General features: G+C 69.6%; 1 protein-coding gene. It reads left to right on the forward strand.

The features are described 5' to 3' along the window. The coding region (locus tag ACPYOG_RS19935; protein WP_481295843.1) for a LysR substrate-binding domain-containing protein at positions 1-257 on the forward strand (257 nt) is incomplete at both ends.

Below are 257 nucleotides of genomic sequence, written 5' to 3' on the forward strand. Positions count from 1 at the left end.
GTCCAGTACGCCACGACGCTCGGTCAACGCTGCCCGGGCTTCGAGTGGTGCGACGCGTCCGGCGCGACGCGCTTCGAGCCCATGGCAGGGGCGCTCACGGTGAGCGATTCCGGCTCGTACACGGCGGCCTGTCTCGCGGGTCTCGGCATCACGCATGTGCCGCGCCATGGCTTCGAAACGGAGGTGCTGGATGGCCGGCTGGTCGAGGTGCTTCCGCAGTTCCTGCCCGCGCCGATGCCGGTCCACCTGATCCATGC

It is taken from the genome of Leifsonia sp. HAY1-4F (assembly GCF_056755275.1).